Here is a 20,682-nt window from a genome sequence, read left to right on the forward strand (position 1 = left end):
CGCGGTCAGCGCACGGTCTGATCCGTATCAACCAGGGCCGATTGCTGATCCGGCACCTTCACCTTCAGGTTCTCGCTCATGAACTGGGTGCCGGCGGCAACGACGAGATCGCCGCTATCGAGGCCCTCGGTCACATGCACGCCGTCGCCGGTAAAATCGGCGACCTTGATATCGCGGCCATGTACCATCGCCGTGTCGCGGTCGACCGTCCAGACCATTTGCTTGCCGTCCTTCTCGGCCAGCGCGGTGAGCGGGATCGAGACATAGCTGTTATCGTTGTTGACATCGGCTTCGATCGTCGCGGTCATGCCGAGCCACACGCGAGGATCGTTCGGCAGGCTCACGCGAACTGCAAAGGTGCGCGACTGCTGGTCGGCGCTGCCGGAAACCTCCCGCACCTTGCCGTCGAGCACCAGCCTGTCGTCCGCCCAGAAACTGGCCTTGACCGTCTTGCCGGGCTTGAATTCGGCAACGTCGTTTTCCGGAACCGCGATCTGCACTTCCTTCTCGCCGTCGACGGCAACGGTGACGACGGGGCTGCCGGAGCCGACGACCTGGCCGATATCGGCATTGATCGATGTCACGATGCCATTCTGCCCGGCCTTAAGCTCGGTATAGCTCACCTGGTTCTTCGCCTGGTCCAGCGCCGAGAGCGCTGCGTCGCGCTGCGAGATCGCCTGGTCATGGCTGAGCGCGGCCTGTTCGAGCTGCGACTTCGGGGCGACGCTCTTGTCGAACAGCTGCTCGGCGCGCTTGTTGGCGAGATCGGCGGTTTCGACGCCCCTTTCCGCAGCTGCGAGATTGGCCTCCGCCGTCTTGACCGCGAGCTGATAGTCGGTGGCGTCGACGCGGGCGAGAACGTCGCCGGGCGTCACCCGATCACCAATATCGACGAGACGCTCGGTGATCTTGCCCGCCACCCGGAAGCCGAGGTTCATCTCCGTGCGCGCCTTGACCGACCCTGAATAATCGAGCTTGCGCGTATCATCGGCCTTGGCGATCTCGACGACCTTCACCGGCCGGATGACTTCCTTGACCTCAGCTTTTTCCTCCGAGCAGGCGGAAAGGCCGATGCCGATGGCGCCGACGAGCGCGAGGCTGGCAACGGACGGCATGCGATTGCTGAGGGTCTTGAGCGAAAACATCTTCCGCACTCCTGGAATGTTTCGGGGGATCGACGACGGCTGCCGTCGGTTATTTCTTGAGCGCCCTGATGACGTAGTCGATCAGTTCGTCGACGCTTGCGCGGTTGGTTTTGGCAAGACATTGCGCCACCATCTGCGGATGACAGAGATTGATCGTCGCCGCGCCGAAACAGCGCGAGGCGACGACCGGGTCCTGCTCGGCAAACTCGCCTGACGCAATGCCTTCGGCGATGATTTCGGCAATCAGATCATGGACGCGATCGATATGTTTCTCGATGACATGCCAGTCGCGTTCGATCGCGACGATGATCATCTCGTGCACCTTCATCTCGTCGAGCATCAGATCGAGCGTCAACTGATGCTGGGTCTTGACATAACGACGCAGCCGCTCGCTGGCGCTAACCGGCTGATGGCGGATGTCGTAGGCGATCTGATATGCGGTCGCGAGCATGCGCCCGCAAAGGGCCTGGTGGATTTCCACCTTGGAAGCGAAGAACCGATAGATATTGGCTGGCGACATGCCGAGATCGCGGGCAATGTCGGCCACCGTTGTCTTGCTGTAGCCATAGTGGCGAAACAGCCGCTCGGCCGCATCGAGAATGCGCGTGACATTCTCCTGCCGCGTGACGTCGAGTGTATTTTCCGTGATGTCGTTCATGGTTTTTCGGCGCCCGAATTACGACTGACGATTTTTGAATTTCGTCAGTCGTAAAATATCAGCCGTCATTTGTCAAGTTACAGGCGCTCGAATGCGCCGCGAGAGCTCCTGCCATCGGAGTAGCAAAGCTGCATCAAACATAGCGAAGTTTCGGAAGGGTGAAGATAAGCGCCAGCGAAGGCGAAAGTGCCGCGACAGATGAGCGCGGCACCTCGTCGGCGGCAGAGGGATTAAGCGAGCTTGACGTCAAGCGTAATCGGAACGGCGGCGAGCGCCTTGGAAATCGGGCAGCCGGCCTTCGCCTTATTGGCGAGTTCGGTAAAGGTCGCCTCGTCGGCGCCGGGGATGCGGCCGGAGAGCGAAAGATGGATGGCGGTGACGGCAAAGCCGCCCTCGACGCTTTCGAGCGTCACCTTGGCGGAGGTTTCCATATGCTCGGCGGTGAAACCGGCTTCGCCGAGGATGAGCGACAGCGCCATGGTGAAGCAGCCGGCATGGGCAGCACCGATCAGCTCTTCCGGATTGGTGCCGGGAATACCTTCGAAGCGGCTGGCAAAGCCGTAGGGATAGTCTGTCAGGGCGCCGCTCTGAGTCGAGATCAGGCCCTTGCCGTCCTTGAGGCCGCCGCTCCAATGAGCCGAAGCCGTGCGATTGATCTGCATGCCGTCCTCCTGTTTCGATGGTTTTGAGGAAGCGGCAGGGCGCCGCTCCATGCCTGAGGGAGATTGGATAGGCTCCCCGCGAGACAATATAACGCTCTATCCTGAGAAGACGACAGGCTCGTAAAAATCGGCGGAATAGAAAGCCCTTTCAGGCGGGATGCTGCTGCACGCCGAGACCGCCGTCGATCGTCAGGCAGGTGGCGTTCATGAACGGGCATTCGTCGGAGATCATGAACACCGCCGCCATGGCGATCTCTTCCGGCGTTGCGATCCGCCCGCCGGGATGCAGCTTCATCGTCTCGGCCTTGGCGGCCTCAGGATCGGGGAAGCTGTTCCAATAGTCGATCACCTTCTGCGTCGAGACATAGCCCGGCGCCAGAGCGTTGACCCGGATATTGCGGGGCGCGTACTCCAGCCCCAGGGATTTCGTCATGCCGAGCAGCGCATGTTTGGCCAGCGGATAGGGAAAGGTGTGCGGAATGATCGTGAAGGCGTGCGTGGAGGCGATGTTGAGGATGACGCCGCCGCCGCGCTCGATAAACCCGGGCAGCACCGCCTTGCAGCAATTCCATGCTCCCTTCAGATTGATATCGAAGCAGCGGCTCCACTCCTCGTCGGTCGTATGGAGCGGTTCGGCAAAGACATTGACCCCGGCATTGTTGACGAGCGCATTCAATGGGCCGATCTCGTCGTTCGCATGAGCAACCGCCCTGGTGATCGTCCCGGCATCGGTTATGTCGGCCGGCAGATAACCAACCTGGCCGCCGGTGCTTGCGAGTTCTGCCGCTGCCTGCGCCAGCAGCGCTCCATCGCGATCGACGAGATAGACCGCAGCATTCTCCCTGAGGAATGCCCTGGCGATCGCAAGGCCGATACCCTGCGCAGCGCCGGTGATCAGAATATTTTTGCCTTGCAGGCGATCGCTCATCTATCTCCCCTCCGATGGAAGCGGCAGCGCCGACAGATCGATCGTCACCTTGCCGGCAAAGGCTTCACCCGGCGCAAGCGGCGTCAGCCCGCCGAATTCGGGCAGGTGATGGCCGTTCGGAAGGTGGCTCATCGGCTCGAGACAGAAGAAGTCGTTCCGGTCGGTCGGCATATAGAGCATGAAGCGGTCAAGCGCGCCCTCGGCTTTCAGCGCCGCCTGAATTCCTAGCTCCGGCCAGGCGATTGCCGCCCGCCTGTTCCAGCCTTCGAAGGCATTGTTCATCCATTTCTGCGGCAACAGTTTGCCGGACCTGAAATCGAAATCGTCAGGCACAGGGCCGGGCACATCGGGAAGATGGTCGGGCCGCTCGTTCCAGTAGCGGTCGGCCGCAATCGTCAGCTTCGTCTCCGGCGTCCGAACAAAGAAAGGATGTTGACCCAATCCGAAGGGAAGCGTGGTTTCGCCCCGGTTTTCCACGGAAAGCGTCAGCACCAGGCTATCGCCGGCGACACGGATCTGCTGCCGGGTCAGATAGGCATAAGGTGAAACCTTGTCGGCGATGCGGGAAAAGGAGAACTTCGCATGCTCCACGCTGGCCTCGTCCAGCTGCCAGAAGCCGAGCCAGCCGTCGCCGTGCCGATAGAGCGGATCGGAAGTATTCGGCTGGAAGGTATAGGCACGTCCGGCAAAGGACATGGCATTGCGTTCCACACGATTGCCGAACGGCACCATCGCAAAATTCGCCATAACACCATCCGGCCCGCCGGCCGCGACGAGAAAGGGCGTCTCCCGATAGGTCGCGGCGGTGACGGCAGCACCCCGGCGGCTGACCCGAACGGCGAGGTCGCCGTGCCTCAGTTCGATTTCGTCCCCTGCCCGCTCATGGCTCATCCGCGTCGCCCCGCAGCCGAAGATCTCAAATTGTCGAGCAACACGGCGATCAGCAGGATCAGCCCGCGCACGACATACTGATAGAATGCCTGAATATTCAGCAGGTTCATAACGTTTTCGGCAATGCCCATGATCAGCACCCCGACGATGACACCGCTCATTGCCGCCCGGCCGCCGGCCAGCGAAACGCCGCCGAGGACGCAGGCCGAAATCACCGAGAGTTCGAGCCCCGTCGCCGCATTCGGCTGGCCGGAAGTGATGCGCGAGGCAAGCAGGATGCCGGCAATGCCGCAGACGAGACCCTGCAGGGCAAAGATCCAGATCCGCATGGTGACGACGTTGACGCCGGCAAGCCGCGAAGCTTCGGGATTGCCGCCGATCGCCAGCGTGTTCTTGCCGAAAACGGTGCGGTTGACCACGAAGCCGAAGAAGAAGAAAAGGATGAGCATGATCCAGATCGGCGTCGGCACGGTGAGGAATCGCGACAACGCAAGCTGGTAGAAAGCCGGATCGTTGATGCCGACCGCGCGGCCGTCCGAAGCGATCAGCGCCAGGCCGCGCACGATCTGCATGGTCGCAAGCGTCGTGATCAGCGCGTTGATGCGGAACCGGGCGATGACGATGCCATTGACGAAACCGACGACGGCGCCGCAGAGCAGGGCGGCCAGCAAACCGACGGGAATGGAGCCTGTCGCGTTCGAGACCATCACCGCGGCCATGCCGGAGAAAGCGACGATCGATCCGACCGAAAGATCGAAATCGCGGGACGCCAGGCAGAACATCATTGTGCAGGCGACGATGCCGATCGTGACGACCGATTGCAGCAGCCCCAGCATGTTCCGCTCGGTCAGGAAATTCGGAACGAAGAGGGAGACGATCACGAAGGCGGCGGCGAAAATCACCACCAGCCCCTGTTCGCCCAGAAGGATTTTTTTCAACGAAGTCATCGCCCATGTTCCCAGTCTTAAATGATGCCCGCGGCGTTCTTGTCAGGGAGTGCCGCCGTCAGGATGCTGCGCTCGTCGAAATCCGGGCGGGCGACATTGGCTGCCACCCTGCCCTGACACATCACCATGATGCGATCGGAGATGCCCATGACCTCGGGCAGCTCGCTTGAGATCACCACGATCGCCATGCCGCCGGCCGCCAGCTCATAAAGGATTTCATAGATTTCCGACTTCGCCCCGACGTCGATGCCGCGCGTCGGCTCGTCGATCACGAGAACCTTGATGCCCTGCTCGGAGAGCCAGCGGCCAAGGATGACTTTCTGCTGGTTGCCGCCGGAGAGATTGATGATGTCCTGCTTGCGCGACGGGGTGCGCACCCGCAGCCGGGCAATGAACTGATCGGCCAGCGCCGCCTCCTTCTTCGGGTTCAATATGCCGAAGGGCGAAAAATGCCGGCGCGACGAGATCGCGATATTCTCTTCGATCGATCGGCCCTGGACGATGCCGTCGAACTTGCGGTCCTCCGGGCAGAGCACCATGCCGGCGCTGATAGCCGCTTTGGGATTGCTCGGCGAAACCGCAATGCCGTCGATCGTAACCTCGCCCCGATGTCTGTTGTCGGCGCCGTAAAGCAGTCGCGCCATCTCGCTGCGGCCGGCGCCGATCAGGCCGAAGAAGCCGAGAATCTCGCCTTGGCGGACGGAAAAACTGATTGGCGTACGCAGCCGCGGCCCCGACAGGCCCTTGACCTCGAGCCTGACGCCGCCGAGCGGGCGCTCACGCCATCCCCAGACATTGCTGATCTCGCGCCCGACCATTTCGGCAATGATCTGCTCGCGCGTCGTTTCGGCGATCCGAGGATGATGGGCGGCAAGCCTGCCGTCGCGCAGCACGGTCAGGCTGTCGCAAAGCCGAAAAATCTCGTCGAGGCGGTGCGAGACGTAGAGAATGACCGTTCCCTTCGCCTTCAGCCTGTCGATGAGCGAAAACAGAATTTCGCTTTCGCGCGAGGAAAGCGAGGAGGTCGGCTCGTCGAGCGCGATCACCCGCGCCTCGAGCATCACCGCCTTGGCGATCTCGACCATCTGCCGCGCCCCTATCGAAAGCGAGGCGACCTTGGCCGACGGATCGACATCGATGCCGATCTCTTCGAGTTTCGATCGCACCGTCTCGATCAATGTTTTGGCATTAATCACTCCGCCCTTCCCTGGGAAGCGGCCAAGCCATAGGTTTTCGGCCACCGTCAGCTCCGGAACGAGCTGCAGTTCCTGATGGATGACGATGACGCCGGCATGGAAGGCGTCGCGCACCGAGGCATAATTCTGTTCTTCGCCATCGATGAGAATGTTGCCGGCATCGGCGGCCTGATCGCCTGACAATACGCGGATCAGCGTCGATTTGCCCGCGCCGTTCTCACCCATCAGGCCGTGGACGGCGCCCTTCTCGACCGCGAAGGAGACGTCCGACAGCGCCTGCACGCCGGGATAACCCTTGGAGATATGTTTGAATTCGAGAAACGCCATCGCCGCTCCGCCGACAAGGATCCAGCGGCACGCGGAGCGGCCGCCGGAGGTTGATCATTTTGGAAGCATGATCACTCGATGCCAAGATCCTTGCGGACCTTCTCGTAATCGCCGCGCAGCGCCAGCGAACCGGAGGTCAGCGTCAGCTTTTCAGGCTCCTTGTCGTTGGCGATCCAGTCGTACATGTTGAGCGCCGTTTCATAACCGTGACGCTTCGGCGAGATGATGACGGTGCCGAAGAAGCCCGTCGCGACCGGCTTCTTGAACTCATTGATCGCCGATTCCGCGCCGCCGATGCCGACGCCGATCACGTTGGTAGCCGGAATACCGACCGATTCCGAAGCGCGGACGGCGCCGAGAACGGCTTCGTCGTTGAGGCCGAAAGCCACCCAGTATTTCACGTCGGCATGCTTGTTGAGGACGGTGGTCGCCGCGTTGAGTGCTGCCTCGGTATCCGTCTTCGCCTGCGGCGCATCATAGATGTTCTCGGCCGGGAACCCGGCAGACTTCAGGACCGAGATCGCACCTTCGACGCGATCGACGGCGGTCGGCAGTTGATCGTAGGAAACCCGGATCGCGCCGACGTTCTTCATGTCCCAGCCGCGCTTCTTGATTTCGTCGACGACCGCCTGTCCGACGGTCTCGCCGATCTTGGTGGCCGAAATGCCCATGTGCGGCACGTCTTCCAGCGGCTTGCCGTCGGCACTGACGAGGCGATCGTCGACCGTCATCAGCTTCAACTGGTTGGCTTCGGCCTTGGCGACGATGCCGGGACCGAGTTTGACGTCGGGCGTGCAGATGATGAAACCCTGCGCGCTCTGCGCGCCGAGATTGTCGATCGCCGACTGGACCTTCTCGCCATCTTCGGCGCCGATCTTGACGACGGTGAAGCCTTTTTCCTTGGCGGCCTGGTCGGCGAATTTCCATTCGTCCTGGAACCAGGGCTCTTCCGGCTGCTTGACGATGAAACCGATCTTGACGTCTGCGGAAAATGCCGAGCCGGCTGTCAGAATGGCGAAAGTGCCAGCCAGAATAGCTGCTTTGAACAAGCGCATGTCTCTCTCCCTAAACTCTGAAATCGAGCAACTGCCTCCCAGGCAGCGCCCAATGAATTATGTTAAATCATCATACCAGTCAATTGCCAATGTATGATGATTGGAATAATAGGATAGTGGCGAGAGACGGATGGACCCGTCGCAAACTGGATCGAATTCGGTTAATCAGGTTCGGTTGCTGCCTGGGAGAGAGCGCGGAGAGGTGAAGTTGGAATCGACTGAGGAACAAGGCCGAATGGAAAGCTCCGGCAGCGAACGCCGCCCGCGCGTACGCCGCAACGTGACGGCGGCCATCGCTCAGGACATCTGCGCGGACCGCTATCCCTCGGGCTCGCCGCTGCCGCGCGAGAACGACCTCTGCGAACTCTACGGAGTCAGCCGCACCGTCATTCGCGAATCGCTGAAAGTGTTGGAATCCAAGGGGCTTGTCCGTGGCAAGCCGCGGGTCGGGACGACCGTTTGCGACCGGGATGAATGGAACATCCTGGACGCCGAGGTGCTCGACTGGATGGGGCCTTACATCAAAGACTTCGATCTTTTGGGATGCATTCTCGAAGCCCGGCGCACCATAGAACCGGCAGCCGCCGAATATGCCGCCGAACGTGCCGGCGCCCAGGAGATCGCCGATCTCGATAAGGCCTGGCGGCAGATGCGCGACAGCGCAGGCGATCCGGAAAGCTTCACCGACGCCGACGTGATGTTTCATACGGTGCTGCTGACCGCCAGCCACAACCAGGTGTTCCGGCGTTTGTCCAGCGCCATCCATGCTGCCCTGAAATACGCACTGCATGCCTCCAACATCGCCGTCGAAAACCGGGAGGATGCGGTGCTCGTTCACGGCGAGCTGGTCGAGGCCTTGCGCATGCGCGACAAGGCAGGCGCGAGGGAATGCGCTAATCGTATGCTCGATCTTGCGGTACGCGACCTTGCCGCCGCAGAGAAGGCGATCGGCAGGACGAAATGATCAATCACGAAAAGCCGTGGACGCGCTGTCCCATCGCAAATCCGAGAAGAGATTAAGACCTAAGATGAAGATCACCAAACTCACCACCTATATCGTTCCGCCGCGCTGGCTGTTCCTGAAGGTCGAGACCGACGAAGGCATCGTCGGCTGGGGCGAACCGGTCGTCGAGGGCCGCGCGCTGACCGTCGAGGCCGCCGTCCACGAACTTGCGGATTACCTGATCGGCAAGAACCCCTTCCTGATCGAGGACCACTGGACGGTGATGTATCGCGGCGGCTTCTATCGCGGCGGCGCGGCCCATATGAGCGCGATCTCCGGCATCGACCAGGCGCTCTGGGATATCAAGGGCAAGGCGCTCGGTCAGCCGATCCATTCCCTGCTCGGCGGCCAGCTCCGCGACCGCATCAAAGTCTATTCCTGGATCGGCGGCGACCGTCCTTCCGACGTCGCCAACAATGCCAGAGACGTAGTCGCCCGCGGCTTCAAGGCGATCAAGCTCAACGGCTGCGAGGAAATGCAGATCGTCGACACCAACGAGAAGGTGGAAAGGGCAGTCGAGACCATCGCCGCCATCCGTGAGGCGATCGGCCCGCATATCGGCATCGGCGTCGATTTCCACGGCCGCGTGCACAAGCCGATGGCCAAGGTGCTCGCCAAGGAGCTCGAGCCCTACAAGCTGATGTTCATCGAGGAGCCGGTGCTGTCGGAGAACAAGGAAGCGTTGCGCGATATCGTCAACCATACCTCGACACCGATCGCGCTCGGCGAACGGCTCTTTTCGCGCTGGGATTTCAAGCAGGTCCTTTCGGACGGCTATGTCGACATCATTCAGCCGGATCTTTCTCACGCCGGCGGCATCACCGAATGCCGCAAGATCGCGGCCATGGCCGAAGCCTATGATGTGGCGCTCGCACCGCATTGCCCGCTCGGCCCGATTGCGCTCGCTGCCTGCCTGCAGGTCGATGCCGTCAGCTACAATGCCTTCATCCAGGAACAGAGCCTCGGCATCCATTACAACACCGGCAACGACATCCTCGACTACATCTCCAACAAGGAGGTGTTCCACTATGCCGACGGTTTCGTCTCGATCCCGCAGGGGCCGGGCCTCGGCATCGAGGTCGACGAGGCCTATGTCATCGAGCGCGCCAAGGAGGGACATCGCTGGCGCAACCCGATCTGGCGGCATGCCGATGGCAGCTTTGCCGAGTGGTGAGAGGGCGAAGGGTCGCGCAAGCGGCCCTTTTTCATTCGCAGTGTAGGATATAAGCCGTCTCTTGCGTCATAATGGAAGCTCAAGAGGAGGTTCCCATGGCCAGAGCAATCGCAATCATCGTCGCCCGCATCATCTTCAGTTTCATCTTCTTCATGGCCGCCGGCTTCAAATTCGCCGATATCGGCGCCACGGCGAGCTACATTGCCGCCGCCGGATTCCCGATGGCGACCTTCCTCACCTGGGTCGCAGCCTTTTTCGAGATCGCCTTGGCCCTTGCTTTCATATCGGGCGCCTTCTTCATCGAGGCGAGCCTGCTGGCAGGCATCTACGTGATCTTCCTTGCCTTCGCCTTCCACGGACCGTCCCATTGGCAACAGAACCAGGCCGAATTCGGCTTCTTCGTCGATCACTTCACCTTCCTCGCCGGCCTGCTCTTCGCCGCCGTCCATGGGCCGGAGAGATGGGCTTTGCGGCAAACGCTCCTGAGATAATCAGCCATCCGCTGCTTCCGGAACCAACGGCCGCGCCGAACATTGCCTATCGGCAGAAGGTCAAGGAGGCAGCCATGGAGCTTGAGGGAAAGATCGCATTGGTGACGGGTGCCGGTTCCGGTATCGGCAAAGCGGCCGCGTTAAGGCTCGCTGCCGAGGGAGCAAGGGTTGCAGCACTGAGCCGCACCGCCGACGAGATCGAAAAGACTTGCGCCGAAATCAACGCCGCCGGCGGTCAGTCGATCGCCCTGACGGCCGATACCAGCGACGAAGCGCAAATGCGAACCGCGGTGAAGAAGCTGACGGACACCTTCGGCGGCCTCGACATTGTCATTGCCAATGCGGGGATCAACGGAGTTTGGGCGCCGATCGACGATCTGAAACCGGATGAATGGGACAGGACCATCGCCGTCAATCTGCGCGGCACCTATCTGACCCTGCACCTGACAGTTCCGCATCTGAAGCGCCGCGGCGGTTCGATCGTGGTCGTCTCGTCGATCAACGGCACCCGCACCTTCACGACGCCGGGCGCCACCGCCTACAGCGCAACCAAGGCCGGCCAAGTCGCCATGGTCCAGCAGCTTGCCCTGGAACTCGGCCGCCACGACATCCGCGTCAATGCCGTCTGCCCCGGCGAGATCGAAACCAATATCAATGCCAATACCGATAGCCGCCGTCGCGAGGAGACGGAGGTTCCGGTCATCTGGCCGCAGGGCGATATCCCGATTGCCGGCGGGAAGGCAGGCAAAAGCGAGGATGTTGCCGAAACCATCCTCTTCCTTGCCTCCGACCGCGCCCGGCACATCACCGGTACGCCGATCTGGATCGACGGCGGCCAGGGCCTGTTGCGGTAATGCTCGAAGGTTTGGCGGAATTCAGCCATTCAGCCGGGCGCTGTCGAGCGTATAGAGTTCCTGCGCACGCTGCACCCCACGCAACGCATAACGTCCGACGCAGGCAAGCGCGGCGCGCTCTTCCGCCGGTATGGCTGCGGCGAAATCGGAGGAGATCAGCAGGTTGAGGTCGACCGAACGACACATGGAGGCGATCCGGCTGACCTCGTTGACGGCGGGGCCGATGACGGTGAAGTCCAGCCGGTCCTGGCTGCCGATATTGCCGTAGAAGACATCGCCGATATGCAGGCCGATATAGACGTCGGTCGTCGCCCGGCCGTCGGCAGCGCGCGCTGCATTCAGTTTGGCGAGCTTTTCCCGCAGCAGCGATTCGGCCCCGAGTGCCGCGCGGCAGGTTTCGGCCGGCACTTCGCCCTTGAAGATAGCGAGCACACCGTCACCAATCAGCTTCAGCACATTGCCGCCGGCCTCATGGATCGCCGAGATGGCTACCTCGCTGTAATCGTTGAGGAGCGGGATGATTTCCTCCGGCGGCACGCGATCGGAAATCTTGGTGTAGTTCAACAGATCGGAAAACCACAGCGCGGCCGAGATCCGTTCCGATTTACCGCGGCTGATCTTGCCTTCCATTACCTGCCGCGCCGCATCCTCGCCGAGATAGACTTCCGCGATGGTGCGGGCGATGCGCCCGAGCGCAATGCACTTGATCGCCAGTCCGAGGACCGGCACCAGCTTGCGCAGGATGGCGATATCGTGATCGGAAAAGCCCTCGGGATGTTTGGTTGCGAAATGCGAAAAGAAGCAATCCATCTCACCGATCGTGCCGGCTTCGCTGAAACGATGCATCATTGCCACGAAATCCGTGTTTCCAGCTTCGGCGATCTTGTCCAGCATGGTGAAATCGATCGGATCGCCAAACCCGATGCGTCGGCGCACCTCCCGCTCGTTGCCCGACCAAAGATGGTAGAAGGCCGAGCGCTGCCAGCTCGCCGCCGCTTCGCCCGAGCCCGTCGGGCCATACTCGAACTCGGTTTCGATCTCCTCGACGCTGTCCCAGCGGAAGGCGCGGCCTTCATGCACGGGGTGCAGCGTATCCATCAACGCCATGCCGCGGTCGAGCGGCAGGCCGGCATCCCGACAGGCCGCGCAGAAACCGGTCATGAGCTCGGCTTCCGAAGCGCCCTTCAGTCCCTGCTCCGTAACCCAGGCCGCAATCGTGCTGACGTCGCTGTAATCCATGCCGCTCACCTTCGCTTCTGCCCAAGCTGTAGCCCGAACTCAGCGTGGAAGGAAGTCAATTGGTTCAACCGCCCGTAGGCATATTATAGGGCGTGACGATTTCGATGGAAGAAAGCGAAGCGGGAACGGTCCGCCCGGGTGCTTGTGCCCGGCTCATGATCGCCCTGAAGGCCGAGCGGGCATCGGTTCTGAGATCATGATGCAGCACGAAGCCGATCCGGCCTGCCGCAAGCAAAGCCCGATTGTCGGCATCGAGATCGTGGGCGACGAAGACGCGGACGGGACGTCCGGCCGCTTCGAAGGCCGCCAGCACGGCTCGGTTGCCGCCGCCGATCGAATAGACGGCATTGATGGCGGGATCGGCCGCAAGCGCCGCCGCCGCAAGTGTTCCCGTCGCCCTGTCGCTGCCGTGCCCCTCGCTGATTTCGGTGACGCCGATGTCGGGATAATGGGCGCGGATGATGCGGCGAAAACCGATTTCACGCTCCTCCTCGCCGCGGAACCGCCCGCTCGACACTGTCACCAGTACTTTGCCGCCGTCACGGCCGAGGAATTCGCCGATCAGATAGGCGGCGGTCTCTCCCGCCGCCCGGTTGTCGGCGCCCGCATAGGCGACGCGAAGCGAATTCGGCAGATCGGTCACCAGCGTCACCACCGGAATGCCGGCCACATCCGCCCGCGCGACGGCGGCAGCGACCTCGGCGACATCAGGCGCCTTGAGCACGATGCCATCAGTGCCGCGTAGCCGGATGCGATCGAGAAGCTGCGCCAGCTCGGCCGGCTTCATCACTTCGGCGAAGTGGAAGCGGCAGCGGAAGACGCCAGGCAGGAAGGTCGCCATCTCCGACTCGAAGGCGATGCGCACCGCATCGCTGAAACGCTGAGGCGTCTCCATAACGATATCAATCGCCAATATGCGCCCGCCGCTCGTCGCCCCCGTCTGCTGCTTCTCCAGCTCCGCGATCGCCGCGTTCACCCGCAACTGCGTCTGCTGGCGCACACCCGGTCTGCCGTTCAGCACCCGGTCGACCGTGGCAGTGCTCAGTCCCGCCTGGAAGGCGATGTCCTTGACGAGAAAGGGATGGGCCATGGAAATCCGTCTGATGGTTTTTTGATGGATTCCTGATCTATATCATCCTGCAGCCCGGCGTATAGTGCCGCCATTGGAAAACGGGAGGAGCCCAATATGAAGACCGACAATCCGCAGAAGCTGCGCGCCGACCGTGTCTGGCTCAGCGAAGACGCCTGCGACCTCGACGATTTTCGCCGCCTTGCGCAAAAGACGACCGCCCTTGCCGATTACCCGACAGCTTCCGCAGTCGAGAAGAACGTGCTGATCTACGACAGCCGCAAGGTAACGGCGGCGGCAGCCGGCGAAGGCAAACGCCTCGTGCTGGCCGAAATCTGCGAAGCCTTCGGCGAAGGCCCGGGCGTCGTCGTTTTCAAACATGCTTACCAAGACACCGGCATCATCGACCGCGCCAGCGCGATTTTCGAGGCCATCATCGAGGAACAGCACCGCACCTCGACGGGCGGCGGCGATCACTTCGCCAAGCCCGGCGCCAACGACCGCATCTGGAATTCGCTGGAAAAACACTGCCTCGCCGATCCGGAAAATTTCGCCGAATATTACGGCAACGCCATTATCGCGCTGGCAAGCGAGGCCTGGCTCGGACCGAGCTACCAGATCACGGCGCAGGTCAACTGCGTCAATCCGGGCGGTGCGGCGCAGTCGGCCCATCGCGACTACCATCTCGGCTTCCAGTCGTCTGCGGTCATCGAGCAATTTCCGGCACATGTGCACCGTCTCTCTCCGGTTCTGACGCTGCAGGGCGCGATCGCCCATTGCGAGATGCCGCTCGAAAGCGGTCCTACACTCTTCCTGCCGCACAGCCAGACCTATGTACCGGGTTATCTCTCGCTCAAGCGCCAGGAGTTCCGGGATTATTTCGAGGCCAACCACGTCCAACTGCCGCTCGAAAAGGGCGACGTCGTCTTCTTCAATCCCGCCCTCTTCCACGCCGCCGGGACCAACCGCTCGGCCGACATCAAGCGTGTCGCCAACCTCCTGCAGGTCTCCTCCGCCTTCGGACGAGCCATGGAGACCGTCAACCGAGAGAGAATGAGCGCCAGCCTCTTTCCCGCCCTGAAGGCGTTGCAAGACCGGCTCTCGCCCGACGAAATCGCCAACGCCGTCGCCGCCTGCGCCGAAGGTTATTCCTTCCCCACCAATCTCGACCGCGACCCGCCGCTCGGCGGACTGGCGCCGAAAACGCAGGCACAACTGATGCACGAGGCACTCAGGGAGGGCTGGAGCGACGAGACTTTTAAGGCAGCGCTTGCCGAGCAGGCGCAAAGGAAATTGAGTTGACTTTGGAAATCGGAGCCCCCTCATCCGCCCTACGGGCACCTTCTCCCCGAGGGGAGAAGGGAGAATCGAGGCGCCGCCACCTGTCTCTTCTCCCCACCGGGGAGAAGGTGCCGGCAGGCGGATGAGGGGCCACACGGCACCGACATACGAGCCTCCCGCACGCGCCGGAGGCCATTCGCACATCATCACCAAGGAGCAACCACATGAGCAAAGATCACGGACGCCTCGACGGCAAGATCGCCATCGTCACCGGCGGCACGCAAGGATTGGGCGCAACCATCGCCCGTCTCTTCGCCGAACGCGGCGCGGAAGGCATCGTCATCTGCGGCCGCAACGAAGCCAAGGGCAAGGCGAAGGCGGCAGAGATTTCGGCTGCGACCGGCGTGAAGGTCGTCTACGTCAAGGCTGACCTCGCCAAAGTCGAGGATGCGAGCCACGTCGTGCACGTCTGCGACCAGACCTTTGGTCGTGTCGACGCCCTGGTCAATGCCGCCGCCATTACCGATCGAGGCACGATCCTCGACACCAGCCCCGAACTCTTCGACGCCATGTTCGCCATCAATGTGCGCGCACCGTTTTTCCTGATGCAGGAAACGGTGAAGGTCATGCGCCGCGAAAAGATTGAGGGAACGATCGTCAACATCGGCTCGATGTCGGCCAAAGCCGGCCAGCCATTCATCGCCGCCTACTGCGCTTCCAAGGGGGCGCTGGAAACCCTGACAAAGAACACCGCCTATGCGCTGCTGCGCAACCGCATCCGCGTCAACGGCCTGAACATCGGCTGGATGGCCTCCGAAGGCGAGGATCGCATCCAGCGCGAATATCACGATGCACCTGCCGACTGGCTGGAGAAGGCGGCGGCGAACCAGCCCTTCGGCCGGCTCGTCGATCCGCACGAGGTGGCGCGCGCCTGCGCCTACCTGTCATCGGCGGAATCCGGCCTGATGACCGGCTCCGTCATCTGCTTCGACCAATCGATCTGGGGAGCTTACGACGGCTCGCCGCATCCGGTCGCCGCTCTCTGAGAAAGCCGAGCTTACATTTCCCGTTGCCGGGCTCTGGTACCTGGGAGGATTTATCGTTAGGAGAAGGTCGACAGCATTCAGGGAGGAACTGGCGTGGCTGACAATCCGCTTTATGAGATCCGCGATGAACGTTTCGCCGCTCTGGTTGTCGGCACCGCCGCCCTCGATGAGCTTTATTCCGGCTGCCGCTGGACAGAGGGCCCGGTCTGGTTTTCCGACTTGAACTGCCTTCTCTGGAGCGATATCCCGAACGAACGCATGATGCGCTGGACACCGGATGGGACAGTCTCCGTCTTCCGCTCGCCGTCAAATTATGTCAACGGCAATACGCGCGACAGGCAGGGCCGGCTGGTCTCCTGCGAACATGGCGGCCGCCGCGTCACCCGCACCGAACTCGACGGCAGCATCACCGTTCTCGCCGAAAGCTACCACGGCAAAAGGCTGAACCCGCCGAACGACGTTGTCGTCCATTCGGACGGCGGGATCTGGTTCACTGACCCGACCTACGGCATCCTCTCGGACTATGAGGGCCATAAGGCCGAGCCCGAGCAGCCGACGCGCAACGTCTACCGGATCGACCCCGCAAGCGGCGCAATCGACGCCGTCGTCGAGGATTTCATCCAGCCGAACGGCCTTGCCTTCTCACCCGATGAAACGAAACTCTACATTGCCGATTCCGGTTCGGGCAAACACGAAGTGCCTTGCCATGTCAGAGTTTTCGATGTCGTCGACGGTAGAAAGCTTGCCAACAGCCGTTATTTCTGCAGCCTCGATGCCGGCCATCCCGACGGCTTTCGTTTCGATGTCAGCGGCAATCTCTGGACGAGCGCGGGTGATGGTGTGCATTGCTTCTCACCCGACGGCACGTTGCTCGGCAAGATCAAAGTGCCGCAGACAGTGTCCAATCTCACCTTCGGCGGCCCGAAGAAGAACCGGCTCTTCATCACCGCGACCCGTTCGGTCTATTCGATCTATACCAAGACGAACGGCGCACAATATCCGTAACCTTCGGAAGAACAGCGCGCCGTGCGCTCGACAGACGATATCGCCATCGCCGGACAGGACGGTGTTGCACGGCGCGTCATCTGCAAGGGGCGGCAGCGGTTCCGGATGACGACCTGCCCGAAAAAAGCTAAAGCGCATCGCATGAATCAGATTTGATGTGACGCGCTGGAGCGCTCGCACCTCATTGCATCAAGGAGGAGTACCCGATGATCCGATTTCCACGCACCAAGGGGCGCCGCACGGCTCCTGACGCCACGACCGGGAGAGCCTGAGATGCGTTCCGTCGTTTCCTTCAACGAGGGCTGGAGTTTCCACGAGGGCTTCGGCCAGCGCCTGGTCGAAAGCTTCGATGCCGCCAAGTCGGTCAGCCTGCCCCACACCGCTGTCGAACTGCCCTTCAACTATTTCGATGAGAAGAGCTATCAGCGCGCCTTCACCTATCAGAAGGTGCTGCGCTGGCTGCCGGAATTCGAGGGTCGCGAGGTTTCCCTCGTCTTCGACGCGGCCATGGCCGACAGCGTCGTTTACCTGAACGGCGAAGAGATCATCGCCCATAAGGACGGCTATACACCCTTCGAGGCCCGCCTCACCGGCAAGCTCCTCAAGGGCGAGAACCTCGTGACCGTCAAGATCGACGGCAGCGAAAACCCTGAGATCCCGCCCTTCGGCGGCCGCATCGATTATCTGACCTATGCCGGCATCTACCGCGACGTCTGGCTGAAGGTCACCGACCCGGTTTCGATCCGTAATCTCAAGATCGAAACGGCTGACGTTCTCGCCCCTCATAAGTCGGCAAGCATCCGCGTCGATCTCGCCAACCCCGAGGGCCGCAGCTTCTCGGCGACCGTCACCGCCGCGCTGAAACAGGCCGACGGCACGGTGATCGCCACCGCAGCGACCGAAACGATCGGCGACCGCACGACGCTTTCCTTCGGCGGCCTCACCGGCATCGCGCTCTGGGACATCACCGACCCGACGCTCTATGAGGTTACGGTCGAAGTCAGGACCGAGCACGGCTCCGACCGCCTCTCCACCCGGTTCGGCTTCCGCACCGCCGAATTCACGACGGAAGGTTTCCTGTTGAACGGCAAGCCGCTGAAACTGCGCGGCCTCAATCGCCACCAGGCCTTCCCCTATGTGGGTTATGCCGCCGGTCGGTCCGCCCAGGAGCGCGACGCCGACATCATGAAGAGCGTGCTGAAGTGCAATATCGTCCGCACCTCGCATTACCCGCAGTCGAAATGGTTCCTCGACCGTTGCGATGCGATCGGCTTGCTGGTCTTCGAGGAGATTCCCGGCTGGCAGCATATCGGCGATGCCGACTGGCAGAAGGAATCGATCGAGAACGTCCGCCGCATGATCGAGCGGGACTGGAATCATCCGTCGATCATCATCTGGGGCGTGCGCATCAACGAATCCCAGGACAGTCACGATTTCTACGTCGAGACCAACCGGCTGGCCCGCGAACTCGACAGCACCCGCCAGACCGGCGGCGTGCGTTACATCACGGACAGCGAGCTGCTTGAAGACGTCTACACGATGAACGATTTCATCCTCGGCAACGAGGAGCTGCCGGGCGCCAACCGACCCCGCACCGTCCTGCGCGGCCAGCAGGAAAACACCGGACTGTCGCACAAGGTGCCGTACCTCATCACCGAGTTTAACGGCCATATGCACCCGACCAAGATCTACGATCAGGAGCAGCGCCAGGCCGAGCATGTGCGCCGTCACCTGGAAGTGCTGAACGCCGCCTACGGCGATCCGGATATTTCAGGCGCCATCGGCTGGTGCATGTTCGATTACAACACCCACAAGGATTTCGGCTCCGGCGACCGCATCTGCTATCACGGCGTCATGGACATGTTCCGCGAACCGAAATTCGCGGCCTTTGCCTATATCAGCCAGTGCGATCCTTCCGATGAGATCGTCATGAAGCCGGCGACCTTCTGGGCGCGCGGCGAGCGCAATATCGGCGGCGTGCTGCCGCTGATCATCCTGACCAATTGTGACGAGGTGGAGCTGCAATATGGCGCGCTCAGCAAGCGCGTCGGCCCGGACCGCGAAAATTATCCGCATCTGCCGCATCCGCCTGTTGTGCTCGATCACCGGCACTTCACCGCCGATGAGCTTGGCACCTGGGGCCTGGAATGGATCGACGGCACCCTCACCGGCTATATCGCCGGCGAAGCGGTGGCCAGCCTGAAGCTGGCAGCCGATCCCTTGCCGACGACATTGGAAATGGTCGCCGACAGCTCGACACTGAAGACTCGCGAACGCGACAGCACCCGCGTCATCATCCGCGCCCTCGACCAGTGCGGCCAGCGCCTGCCTTTCATGAACGACAGCATTTCGCTGAAGGTGCATGGACCCGCAAGGATCGTCGGCCCGACGAATGTGCCGCTGCAGGGCGGCACATCAGGCTTTTGGCTGGAAGCGACGGGGCTCGTGGGAGAAATTACCGTCGAAGCGGTCTCCCAACGCTTCGCGCCCGTGACCCTCAACGTAACCGCCGTCGCCTAACGCATAGCCCGAAAATCGAAATCGATTTTCTGAGAGCATAGAGCGCCGCGTGTTATCAGACGCGCGGCGCGCCACTTACGAAATCCTGGCCTGTGTTTCCGGATCGAAGAACACCGCCTTGTCGAGATTGAAGGCAAGGCGAGTGTTCTGGCCCGGCGCGATGCCGGCATCGGCGCGCAGGCGGGCGACGACGGATTTGCCGCCGAGTTTGGTGACGGCGAAGGTGTCGGAGCCGGCCGGTTCGACCACCTCGATCAGGCAATCGTCCTCGGTCAGCGAGCGCGCCTTGCGGTCGGCGCCGTCGGGATCGGTCAAGGCTTCGGGGCGGATGCCGAAGATCACCGGCTTGCCGGCATAGGCAGACAGGCCGTGATTGCCGGAGACGACCGGCAGCCTGAGCGGCGCGCCGTTCGGCCGCTCGAGCGAGACGGCCAGCCCGGCCGCACCGTTCTCGACGGTGGCGTTGAGCAGGTTCATCGCCGGCGAGCCCATGAAGTCGGCGACGAAGAGATTGGCGGGGCTGTTATAGATCTCGGCCGGCGTGCCGAACTGCTGCAGCACCCCGTCCTTCAGCACGGCGATCTTGGTCGCCAGCGTCATCGCCTCGATCTGGTCGTGGGTGACATAGACGAAGGTGGTGCCCATGCGCTGGTGCAGCCGCTTGATCTCGGTGCGCATGTCGACCCGCAGCTTGGCATCGAGGTTCGACAGCGGCTCGTCGAACAGGAAGACCTGCGGATTGCGCACCAAGGCCCGGCCCATGGCAACGCGCTGGCGCTGCCCGCCGGAGAGCTGGCTCGGCTTGCGGTCGAGCAGATGGCCGATCTGCAGCATGTCGGAGACCTGCTTGATCGCCTTGGCCCGCTCCTCCTTCGGAACGCCGCGGATCTCCATGCCGAAGGCGATATTGCCCGCCACCGTCATATTCGGATAGAGCGCATAGGACTGGAACACCATGGCGATGTCGCGCTTGGAAGGATGCAGGCCGCTGATGTCGCGGCCGTCGATCCTGATCTCGCCCGAGGTGATCGTCTCCAGCCCGGCAATGGTGTTGAGCAGGGTCGACTTGCCGCAGCCGGAGGGGCCGACCAGCACGAGGAAGCCGCCCTTTTCGAGTTCGATGTCGATGCCCTTGAGGATGTCGACGGCACCGAAGCGCTTTCTGAGACCGGAGATTTCCAGGAAGGCCAT

The 20,682-nt window shown here is 61.9% G+C and carries 19 protein-coding genes; 8 read left to right on the plus strand and 11 right to left on the minus strand.

The annotated features are described in order from the left end of the window. Positions 1–5: 5 nt before the first annotated feature. The 8 genes from AMK00_RS19045 to AMK00_RS19080 all read right to left on the minus strand — a co-directional run bounded on the left by AMK00_RS19045 (position 6) and on the right by AMK00_RS19080 (position 7,809). Positions 6–1,145, minus strand: coding sequence for an efflux RND transporter periplasmic adaptor subunit (locus AMK00_RS19045; protein ID WP_064811404.1), 1,140 nt, complete (start codon positions 1,143–1,145; stop codon positions 6–8). A 49-nt stretch (positions 1,146–1,194) separates the two neighbouring features. Further along, entirely contained in the window at positions 1,195–1,803 is a 609-nt protein-coding gene (locus tag AMK00_RS19050; protein WP_064811405.1) for a TetR family transcriptional regulator, read from the minus strand. A gap of 230 nt (positions 1,804–2,033) precedes the next feature. Continuing rightward, positions 2,034–2,465, minus strand: coding sequence for an OsmC family protein (locus AMK00_RS19055; protein ID WP_011426902.1), 432 nt, complete (start codon positions 2,463–2,465; stop codon positions 2,034–2,036). A gap of 148 nt (positions 2,466–2,613) precedes the next feature. Then, positions 2,614–3,393, minus strand: coding sequence for an SDR family oxidoreductase (locus AMK00_RS19060; protein ID WP_064811406.1), 780 nt, complete (start codon positions 3,391–3,393; stop codon positions 2,614–2,616). Then, positions 3,394–4,284, minus strand: a complete 891-nt coding sequence (locus AMK00_RS19065; protein ID WP_064811407.1) for an aldose 1-epimerase — start codon at positions 4,282–4,284, stop codon at positions 3,394–3,396. After that, positions 4,281–5,231 (minus strand): L-arabinose ABC transporter permease AraH, encoded by a 951-nt coding sequence (araH, locus tag AMK00_RS19070; RefSeq protein ID WP_064811408.1) that lies wholly within the window; start codon positions 5,229–5,231, stop codon positions 4,281–4,283. The genes AMK00_RS19065 and araH overlap by 4 nt, the downstream gene beginning before the upstream one ends. A 17-nt stretch (positions 5,232–5,248) precedes the next feature. Next, entirely contained in the window at positions 5,249–6,754 is a 1,506-nt protein-coding gene (gene araG / locus AMK00_RS19075; RefSeq protein WP_064811409.1) for an L-arabinose ABC transporter ATP-binding protein AraG, read from the minus strand. A gap of 71 nt (positions 6,755–6,825) precedes the next feature. Beyond that, positions 6,826–7,809, minus strand: a complete 984-nt coding sequence (locus AMK00_RS19080) for an arabinose ABC transporter substrate-binding protein (RefSeq protein WP_064811410.1) — start codon at positions 7,807–7,809, stop codon at positions 6,826–6,828. A gap of 235 nt (positions 7,810–8,044) precedes the next feature. Between AMK00_RS19080 and AMK00_RS19085 the strand changes: the two genes are divergently transcribed. The 4 genes from AMK00_RS19085 (at position 8,045) to AMK00_RS19100 (ending at position 11,331) form a co-directional block, all read left to right on the plus strand. Next, positions 8,045–8,773: a FadR/GntR family transcriptional regulator gene (locus AMK00_RS19085; RefSeq protein WP_123876225.1), complete on the plus strand. Its 729-nt coding sequence runs from the start codon at positions 8,045–8,047 to the stop codon at positions 8,771–8,773. Between the two features lie 64 nt (positions 8,774–8,837). Then, positions 8,838–9,986 (plus strand): galactonate dehydratase, encoded by a 1,149-nt coding sequence (gene dgoD / locus AMK00_RS19090; protein ID WP_064811411.1) that lies wholly within the window; start codon positions 8,838–8,840, stop codon positions 9,984–9,986. 95 nt (positions 9,987–10,081) lie between these two features. Then, entirely contained in the window at positions 10,082–10,477 is a 396-nt protein-coding gene (locus AMK00_RS19095; protein ID WP_064805136.1) for a DoxX family protein, read from the plus strand. Positions 10,478–10,551: 74 nt separating this feature from the next. Next, positions 10,552–11,331 carry an SDR family oxidoreductase gene (locus tag AMK00_RS19100; protein ID WP_064811412.1) on the plus strand — a complete coding sequence of 260 codons (780 nt, stop codon included), beginning with the start codon at positions 10,552–10,554 and terminating at the stop codon, positions 11,329–11,331. Positions 11,332–11,352: 21 nt separating this feature from the next. Here AMK00_RS19100 and AMK00_RS19105 read toward each other — a convergent pair whose 3' ends face one another. Further along, positions 11,353–12,570 carry an adenylate/guanylate cyclase domain-containing protein gene (locus AMK00_RS19105; protein WP_064811413.1) on the minus strand — a complete coding sequence of 406 codons (1,218 nt, stop codon included), beginning with the start codon at positions 12,568–12,570 and terminating at the stop codon, positions 11,353–11,355. A gap of 64 nt (positions 12,571–12,634) precedes the next feature. Then, positions 12,635–13,660 (minus strand): LacI family DNA-binding transcriptional regulator, encoded by a 1,026-nt coding sequence (locus tag AMK00_RS19110; RefSeq protein WP_064811414.1) that lies wholly within the window; start codon positions 13,658–13,660, stop codon positions 12,635–12,637. Between the two features lie 96 nt (positions 13,661–13,756). On the opposite strand from AMK00_RS19110, the gene AMK00_RS19115 reads away from it, so the two are divergent. The 4 genes from AMK00_RS19115 to AMK00_RS19130 all read left to right on the plus strand — a co-directional run bounded on the left by AMK00_RS19115 (position 13,757) and on the right by AMK00_RS19130 (position 19,491). Then, positions 13,757–14,941, plus strand: a complete 1,185-nt coding sequence (locus tag AMK00_RS19115; protein WP_064811415.1) for a phytanoyl-CoA dioxygenase family protein — start codon at positions 13,757–13,759, stop codon at positions 14,939–14,941. A 203-nt stretch (positions 14,942–15,144) separates the two neighbouring features. Beyond that, positions 15,145–15,966, plus strand: a complete 822-nt coding sequence (locus AMK00_RS19120; RefSeq protein ID WP_064805145.1) for an SDR family oxidoreductase — start codon at positions 15,145–15,147, stop codon at positions 15,964–15,966. Between the two features lie 93 nt (positions 15,967–16,059). Beyond that, on the plus strand, positions 16,060–16,971 hold the full coding sequence (locus AMK00_RS19125; RefSeq protein ID WP_064811416.1) for an SMP-30/gluconolactonase/LRE family protein: 912 nt from the start codon (positions 16,060–16,062) through the stop codon (positions 16,969–16,971). A 273-nt stretch (positions 16,972–17,244) separates the two neighbouring features. Beyond that, positions 17,245–19,491, plus strand: a complete 2,247-nt coding sequence (locus tag AMK00_RS19130) for a glycoside hydrolase family 2 protein (RefSeq protein WP_064811417.1) — start codon at positions 17,245–17,247, stop codon at positions 19,489–19,491. Positions 19,492–19,566: 75 nt separating this feature from the next. Here AMK00_RS19130 and AMK00_RS19135 read toward each other — a convergent pair whose 3' ends face one another. Continuing rightward, entirely contained in the window at positions 19,567–20,682 is a 1,116-nt protein-coding gene (locus AMK00_RS19135; protein WP_064805151.1) for an ABC transporter ATP-binding protein, read from the minus strand.

Source organism: Rhizobium sp. N621, from assembly GCF_001664325.1.
Classification (GTDB): domain Bacteria; phylum Pseudomonadota; class Alphaproteobacteria; order Rhizobiales; family Rhizobiaceae; genus Rhizobium; species Rhizobium esperanzae.

Excerpts from the sequence above, each read along its gene's own strand:
- AMK00_RS19045 (WP_064811404.1), bottom strand. The coding sequence starts at position 1,145 with ATGTTTTCGCTCAAGACCCTCAGCAATCGCATGCCGTCCGTTGCCAGC.
- AMK00_RS19050 (WP_064811405.1), bottom strand. The coding sequence starts at position 1,803 with ATGAACGACATCACGGAAAATACACTCGACGTCACGCGGCAGGAGAAT.
- AMK00_RS19055 (WP_011426902.1), bottom strand. The coding sequence starts at position 2,465 with ATGCAGATCAATCGCACGGCTTCGGCTCATTGGAGCGGCGGCCTCAAG.
- AMK00_RS19060 (WP_064811406.1), bottom strand. The coding sequence starts at position 3,393 with ATGAGCGATCGCCTGCAAGGCAAAAATATTCTGATCACCGGCGCTGCG.
- AMK00_RS19065 (WP_064811407.1), bottom strand. The coding sequence starts at position 4,284 with ATGAGCCATGAGCGGGCAGGGGACGAAATCGAACTGAGGCACGGCGAC.
- araH (WP_064811408.1), bottom strand. The coding sequence starts at position 5,231 with ATGACTTCGTTGAAAAAAATCCTTCTGGGCGAACAGGGGCTGGTGGTG.
- araG (WP_064811409.1), bottom strand. The coding sequence starts at position 6,754 with ATGGCGTTTCTCGAATTCAAACATATCTCCAAGGGTTATCCCGGCGTG.
- AMK00_RS19080 (WP_064811410.1), bottom strand. The coding sequence starts at position 7,809 with ATGCGCTTGTTCAAAGCAGCTATTCTGGCTGGCACTTTCGCCATTCTG.
- AMK00_RS19085 (WP_123876225.1), top strand. The coding sequence starts at position 8,045 with ATGGAAAGCTCCGGCAGCGAACGCCGCCCGCGCGTACGCCGCAACGTG.
- dgoD (WP_064811411.1), top strand. The coding sequence starts at position 8,838 with ATGAAGATCACCAAACTCACCACCTATATCGTTCCGCCGCGCTGGCTG.
- AMK00_RS19095 (WP_064805136.1), top strand. The coding sequence starts at position 10,082 with ATGGCCAGAGCAATCGCAATCATCGTCGCCCGCATCATCTTCAGTTTC.
- AMK00_RS19100 (WP_064811412.1), top strand. The coding sequence starts at position 10,552 with ATGGAGCTTGAGGGAAAGATCGCATTGGTGACGGGTGCCGGTTCCGGT.
- AMK00_RS19105 (WP_064811413.1), bottom strand. The coding sequence starts at position 12,570 with ATGGATTACAGCGACGTCAGCACGATTGCGGCCTGGGTTACGGAGCAG.
- AMK00_RS19110 (WP_064811414.1), bottom strand. The coding sequence starts at position 13,660 with ATGGCCCATCCCTTTCTCGTCAAGGACATCGCCTTCCAGGCGGGACTG.
- AMK00_RS19115 (WP_064811415.1), top strand. The coding sequence starts at position 13,757 with ATGAAGACCGACAATCCGCAGAAGCTGCGCGCCGACCGTGTCTGGCTC.
- AMK00_RS19120 (WP_064805145.1), top strand. The coding sequence starts at position 15,145 with ATGAGCAAAGATCACGGACGCCTCGACGGCAAGATCGCCATCGTCACC.
- AMK00_RS19130 (WP_064811417.1), top strand. The coding sequence starts at position 17,245 with ATGCGTTCCGTCGTTTCCTTCAACGAGGGCTGGAGTTTCCACGAGGGC.
- AMK00_RS19135 (WP_064805151.1), bottom strand. The coding sequence starts at position 20,682 with ATGGCCTTCCTGGAAATCTCCGGTCTCAGAAAGCGCTTCGGTGCCGTC.